This is a genomic window from Enterovibrio qingdaonensis (assembly GCF_028683135.1).
Lineage (GTDB): Bacteria > Pseudomonadota > Gammaproteobacteria > Enterobacterales > Vibrionaceae > Enterovibrio > Enterovibrio qingdaonensis.
On sequence record NZ_JAJUBB010000044.1, the window covers coordinates 1 to 6697 of the forward strand.

General features: G+C 45.9%; 6 protein-coding genes. 1 reads left to right on the forward strand and 5 read right to left on the reverse strand.

Annotated features, from left to right (window positions below):
* On the reverse strand, positions 1-1805 hold a 1805-nt coding region (locus LRP49_RS24955; RefSeq protein ID WP_274146354.1), incomplete at its 3' end, for a calcium-binding protein.
* Positions 1806-2686: 881 nt separating this feature from the next.
* Here LRP49_RS24955 and LRP49_RS24960 point away from each other — a divergent pair.
* A complete protein-coding gene (locus tag LRP49_RS24960; protein ID WP_274146356.1) occupies positions 2687-3631 on the forward strand; it encodes a LysR substrate-binding domain-containing protein in 945 nt (314 codons plus the stop codon).
* A 25-nt stretch (positions 3632-3656) separates the two neighbouring features.
* Here the strand turns inward: LRP49_RS24960 and LRP49_RS24965 are convergent, their stop codons facing one another.
* From LRP49_RS24965 to LRP49_RS24980, 4 genes are all read right to left on the reverse strand, one after another.
* A complete protein-coding gene (locus LRP49_RS24965) occupies positions 3657-4448 on the reverse strand; it encodes an MBL fold metallo-hydrolase (RefSeq protein WP_274146358.1) in 792 nt (263 codons plus the stop codon).
* 16 nt (positions 4449-4464) lie between these two features.
* Positions 4465-5106, reverse strand: a complete 642-nt coding sequence (locus tag LRP49_RS24970; RefSeq protein WP_274146360.1) for a glutathione S-transferase family protein — start codon at positions 5104-5106, stop codon at positions 4465-4467.
* Positions 5107-5167: 61 nt separating this feature from the next.
* Positions 5168-5863: a cupin domain-containing protein gene (locus tag LRP49_RS24975; protein WP_274146362.1), complete on the reverse strand. Its 696-nt coding sequence runs from the start codon at positions 5861-5863 to the stop codon at positions 5168-5170.
* A gap of 185 nt (positions 5864-6048) precedes the next feature.
* Positions 6049-6697, reverse strand: a 649-nt coding sequence (locus LRP49_RS24980) for a transketolase-like TK C-terminal-containing protein (RefSeq protein ID WP_274146363.1), incomplete at its 5' end; no start/stop codon positions are given.

Consider the following 6697-nt stretch of genomic DNA (forward strand, 5'->3'; position numbering starts at 1 on the left):
GCTCCGCCATCAATGCGGTCGTTACCCCATTCGCCGTAAAGCTTGTCGTTGCCGTCACCCGCTTGGAGTAAATCATTGCCGTGACCACCAACCAACAGGTCGTCACCGTGTTCGCCAACTAAGTGGTCATCACCGTTGTTGCCGTAAATTCGGTCGTTGCCTGTGCCGCCGTTAACGTAGTCGTTGCCGTCGCCACCGGAGAGGCCATCGTTACCATCATTGCCGTACACACGGTCATTGCCAGTGCCACCGTCAATGCTGTCATCGCCAGTCCCGCCGGAAAGAGTATCATTGCCATCTTGGCCATAGATAACGTCATTATCCGCACCGCCGTCGACTGTATCGTTGCCTTTGCCTGCTTCAATATGATCGTTTCCGTCACCACCTTTTATGTTGTCGTTGCCATCTTGGCCGTACAGCTTGTCGTTGTCATCGCCGCCATCAAGTTCGTCGTCACCTGAGCCGCCAATGAGTACATCATTCCCAACACCACCAAACAGGCGGTCGTTTTGGTTACCACCGTCTAGGTGATCATTTCCGGTTCCGCCGACAAGCGTGTCATTGCCATCTTGACCGTAAAGCACATCATTTTCGGCACCGCCATCAAGATAATCATCGCCAGTTCCTCCAGCCAATCGGTCTGCGCCACTTTCACCGTAGAGAGAGTCATTCTCGGAACCGCCGTCAAGGTTGTCGTTGCCTTCACCGCCATAAAGAATGTCATCGCCAAGACCACCAGAAAGGGTATCTACGCCCTCACCACCGTATAATTTGTCGTCACCTGTTTCGCCATAGAGTTTATCGTCACCACCTTCGCCAAACAGATCGTCGTTGCCTTCGCCTGCATAGATAACGTCATTGCCATCGTTACCTGATGCACTTTCTTCTCCCGGTATATGAAGTTCCTCATCGCCACCGCCAATTGGTGGACCCTCTTGACCAGAGTCGCCATAGAGAACATCATCGCCAGATCCGCCTAGCAGCGTATCGTCGCCTTCATTTCCATATAGGGTGTCGTTGTCATTGCCACCATCTAAGTTGTCATCACCGAGACCACCGTAAAGCGTATCTTCACCGTCTTCGCCTTTTAGCTGATCAACGCCATCACCACCGAAAAGGGTGTCATTTCCTGTACCGCCAGCAAGATCATCGTCACCTGTACCGCCGTAGAGATTGTCGTTACCTGCACCACCATTTAGAGCATCATTCCCTGCTTCGCCATGGAGTGCGTCATCTCCGTCATTTCCATTGAGGGTGTCGTTACCATTCCCGCCCCAAAGTGCATCATTCCCGGTGCCGCCGTTTAACGTGTCATCACCTTCGCCACCCCAGAGAATGTCGTTACCAGCATCACCTTGAAGTTCATCATCACCGTCTTCGCCGAAGATAATATCTTTGCCTTCACCACCATGAGCGACATCGTTGCCATTACCGGAACGGACTTTATCGTCGCCAGTTCCCGCATCTATTGTGTCGTTGCCTTCACCACCGAAGAGACGGTCTTGGCCCGATCCGCCGCTTAATGTGTCATTCCCTTCGCCACCTTCGACGAGGTCATCGCCATCATCTCCATACAGGTTGTCATCAACAAAACCGCCACGCACCCAATCATTACCTGCATCACCGTGGACTTCGTCAGTACCGTCGCCACCAATAACGGTGTCATCACCATCACCGCCATATATAAAGTCGGTATCGCCATCACCCTGAATATGGTCATCTCCACCATAGCCATAAATAATGTCTTTGCCGGGGGTGCCTTTTAGCTTGTCGTTTCCTTCCGTTCCTTTGATGATGTTCGCCATAATATCGCTCCGAAATAGATACACATGTTCAATTGGTGAGTTATTTTTTGTAATAATTATCCTTATGATGGATAGGTGTATAACATCAGCTTGCTTTATAGAAGGATTGAGGTGTCTCAAATATGAGGCGGTGGATTTCAAGAATTAGGTGGATTTTAAAATAGGACTAAATAAGTACTAGGCATTCATTTTTTGATTTCTGAGTCTTTCGAATCTTAAATTCGCATCGAAGAGGTTTTTGTTAGCAGGTATTTATTTAAATTATTGAAATATAGCCATTTAAATCTCGACCGATATTTTCATACTGTATTGCTGTGCGTGTGTTTGCATTCGTAAACTCTAATGAATGCCGTTTGGTTGGTAAAAGATAATGAAATAAGAATGATATTTTCGGTCTACAACATGGAGTGAGAGGTAGAGGGCGTTGTTGATGTGTTGCAACAGTGTTTTTCAAGTAAAAACTTGAGTGGGTGAAATATTTGTTTTATTCAATCATGTAGTAACGAAACTTTTCAGGCAGAGTGTCCAAGAAAATATCATTATTATTTTTCGTTTTAAAAAAGCTCACATGGCTTTTAAAAGATACATTAGTCTTATAATTGATTGATAAATAGATATGTGCATAGATTATGCTTACCTAATACTTTGGTCGTATGTCGTGTTGAATAAATAGGGAAATGCTATTTACTTCGGTGAGAGCGAGTAGGAGTGCTGTCGCAATTAGCAAGCAGAGCAAAGAAGATTGTCACTTATTCGAATATTTAGAACGATCATGTTGGATATTAATGCAACCAGCATGGAAGTAACCTCAATTGTGGACAAATCGAAGAAAGAATCACACGACCTATAATTGTTTAGGTGGCTTTTGAATGGGTCTAAGCATGGATGACAAAAAAAGAACAAAAACGAACAGAGTTTCACATCTCAATGGGATCCGCGCATTTGAAGCGTCAGCAAGGCATTTGAGTTTTGCAACAGCTGCACAAGAGCTTAATGTTACAGCAGCGGCGGTGGGTCAGCAGGTTAGACAATTAGAAGATTGGTTGGGCGTTAAGCTGTTTGAGCGAGCATCTTCTGGGTCTGCGCGTTTAAGCTTGACCAAAAATGCTCGACAGGCTCTTCCAGATATCCAAGCTGGTATTACGCACCTCTCTATGGGATTAGAGAAAATGCGGGGTATTAAAGATAAAAATGTCATCGTAGTGTCTGCCAGCCCAACGATAGCATCCAAATGGCTTCTTCCGTTGCTTGACGAGTTTTGGTCTCAATATCCTGAGCTCGATATTCAAGTGGAAACGGATGTGACTCTGGTTGATTACCTTGAAAAAGGAATTGATATTGGAATCCGTTATGGCTTGGGGCAGTGGGAAGGGCTGGCTGCTCAACACCTGATGTTTGAGTATATATACCCAGTATGTTCGAAAGAATATTTCGATAGAATGGTCGTCAATGAGGGTATGCCAAACTCTTTACAGGGCTTAACCTTAATTTATGATATTTCTGTTGCATCCAGCCCTGGTTATCCCAGTTGGAAAGAGTGGTGTGAAAAAAAACACGTAGTCGAGCCGGATAGAATGAATGGCCTCAAAATCAATAACTTCTCAAGTGTGGTTGAGTTAGCCATTCGAGGCAGTGGAATCGCCCTTGGCAGGGAAAAAATGATTAGCCAAGAGATGCAAAATGGTGACTTAATTTGCCCATTCGGCCTTGCTGAGAGCCAACTTCGCTCCCAATTCTGTTACTACCTCGTTTGGCCAGAAGATAGGGCACTTAGCGGTAACGTTGCAGTTTTTCGTGATTGGCTAGTATCTAAGGATCTGAATTAGTGTCAGTAGATGAGGACTGACAATGTCAGCCCTCATGTGGATGTTTTGGTAGTTGGTAAGTCAGATTGAATGGGACAGCAATACTGAGTAAATGAGGCGGCTTAAGGCCATCATCCCTTCGATTTCGGATAAGAACATACTCTTTTTTTGAAGTGTCTTGCCTTAGCATGACATTTCGTTTTTTTTGCCAGCCCAAACTGATCTTGCTGATAGGTGATGAGCCGTTAGGGGGATAGTCGTGGCAGAGATATACGATGGTGTTATTTGGTAGTGTATAGAGTTTTTTGATAGAGCTAAAAAGAGACTCAGCACTGCCTCCTGGGAAGTCGGTGCGTGAAGTGCCTCTATCTGGCGAGAATAATGTATCTCCAACGAAAATGTGATTGTTTATCTTGTAGGAGACGCACGAGGGGGTGTGTCCTGGCGTTTCAATTACCTCGATAACACTACTTCCGAAGTTGAGGCGTGACGCGTCATCCACGAGGTAATCAAAATCTACAAGTTGGGTAAGCCCATACTTTTTCTTCCAGTGTGCATATACATCGTAGATTCGCTTTCCAATGACTGTCTTTCCTCCGACAGCATGCTTAATATATCCAGCAGCTGACAAGTGATCAGCGTGAATATGCGTGTCGAAAATGTATTTGATTTTTAGGCTCTTCTTTTCAATAAACGTTAAGATATCATCAATGTATGATGTGCCAATCTCTCCATCTCGGTAGTCCAGCACCGGATCGATAATCATTGCAAGCCCACTATCTGAAACAACATAGGTGAAAGAGCCTGTTTCGGTATGAAAAAAGGGATGAACTTTCATGACTGTTTGTCCAGATTCAATGATGAGAAAAACATGGGCGAGTACTCATTCGTTCTCTCCATTCGACGAGGTGAGTAAGCGAAGTAGGGATGCTCAGTTTCGCAAAGTCTGCAAATGCTAATCCGTAAAACAAGGTGATATCTGCCATTGAGAATTGCTCGCCAGCGACAAAGTGTTGATTGGCCAATAGGCGATCGAAATATTCGAATCCATTCAGCGCACGTTGTTTTTGGTGCTGTCCCCACTCGCTACATTGATAGGATTCAATCGCTGCCCCTAAACCATCGGTTGCATGGTGGAAATAGGCACCGACCGCATCCATAACCAGAGACTCAGCGCGGCGCTGCATCATATGAATAATGCCCCGTGAGATTGGCGTTCCCCCCGTCAGTGAAGGGCCATCGAAATAGGCATCAATGTACTCTGTGATGGCGGTTGACTCTGAAATAAACACGCCTTCTGCGGTTTTCAATACGGGTACGGTCCCCAACGGATTCATGGCGTAGAATGCTGATGTACGATGTTCTAGATTCATGACATCGATTTCGACAAACTCTACGTCATTCAAAGCCTGTTTTTCTGCGAGTGCCGCTCGAATACGGGCAGGGTTTGGGAAGCCTGTAGTTTCAAATAGCGTGATTTTATTTTCTGAAGACATGACTATTCCTTATCTATTTTTTGGTGCTCTCAATTTTTCTTCGTTTGGTTGGGCTTTTGGGTCAAAGGCGGACTTCACCTAAGCCAATTTTTCTGTAGACCACGGTCCCGCTTTCTGTGGTTATCGTAATGGGTGTGGCCGGCGGGAAACGCATCCAAGAATATTTTTCGTAGCCAGAACCATTGATGTTTGCGCGACCAGAAAGTACAAATATTTCAACAACCTTGTTGAAGATTTCTTCGGCAGACTCAAAGCCTGCTTTGAATTGGTGTAGGGCGGTCTCTTCGAGGTCAGAATTCCAAAGAGGCAGCGTTTTGTGGTGTTCATTCACTGATGTCCACTCTGTCTCTTTGGTGTTTAGGTAAAAGTAATCCGGCTCGGTTGAGGGTAATTGTGAAAGCTTCACAAAAATCTCACAGCCTTCTTTTGTTAAGGGGGCGTGGGTTGAACCAACTGGGTTACGCACGTACATACCTTGGCTAAAGTCACCGTTTTCATCAGAAAAAGTGCCTTGCAGTACAATATATTCCTCACCACCTGGGTGACTGTGTGGTTTGAACGAGCTTCCAGGTGCATAACGAACGCATGATGTAGCGCGTCGGGCGATTTCGTCACCACGCCGTTCGAACATCATTCTTTCTACACCAGCCATTGGGGTTGGGCCATAAGTGTTGTCACCACCTTTGATCAACACTGGTGTGGAGAAATCGACGTTCATCTCGATATAGGTTTGGCTAGCGAGCTTGGTTGAAGGCATTGTTCATTTCCTTGTGAACGTTTTGATGCCTTGAGAATAGGTTAGAGTGACCTGCTTAACGACGCATTAAATCTTTACGAAAGGCACATAAAAACTTTTTCAGGAGATACTAAAGTTCTCTAGTTAATTGAAAGTAAGAATAAAAAAACCCGCCAGTTGGCGGGTTCTTAGTGTTGCTTTGGTGCTTATGCAAGCAGTTCTTTCGCTGTCTCAACCACGTTTTCAGTGGTGAAGCCGAACATCTTGAACAGCTGGTCTGCAGGTGCTGACTCACCAAAGGTGGTCATGCCGATGATGCGACCGTCAAAGCCAACATACTTGTACCAGAAGTCAGCGATGCCCGCTTCGATTGCAACACGTGCAGTCACGTCTGAAGGAAGAACAGACTCACGGTAAGCAGCGTCTTGCTTGTCGAACGTATCTGTCGAAGGCATAGAGACAACGCGAACGTTGTAGCCTTGTGCAGACAGGGCTTTGCTCGCTTCGACTGCCAGTTCAATTTCTGAACCAGTTGCAATCAAGATAAGCTCAGGTTGACCGACGCTATCTACAAGAACATAACCGCCTTTCGCGATGTCAGTAACTTGATCTGCTGAACGATCTTGTTGTGCCAGATTCTGACGCGAGAAGATCAGCGAGGTTGGGCCGTCTTTGCGCTCAATCGCCAATTTCCAAGCAACCGCAGACTCAACTTGGTCACATGGACGCCATGTGCTCATGTTTGGTGTCAGACGCAGAGATGCGATTTGCTCAACAGGCTGGTGCGTAGGACCGTCTTCACCCAGACCGATTGAATCGTGGGTGTAAACTTGGATGTTCTGCACTTTCATCAGA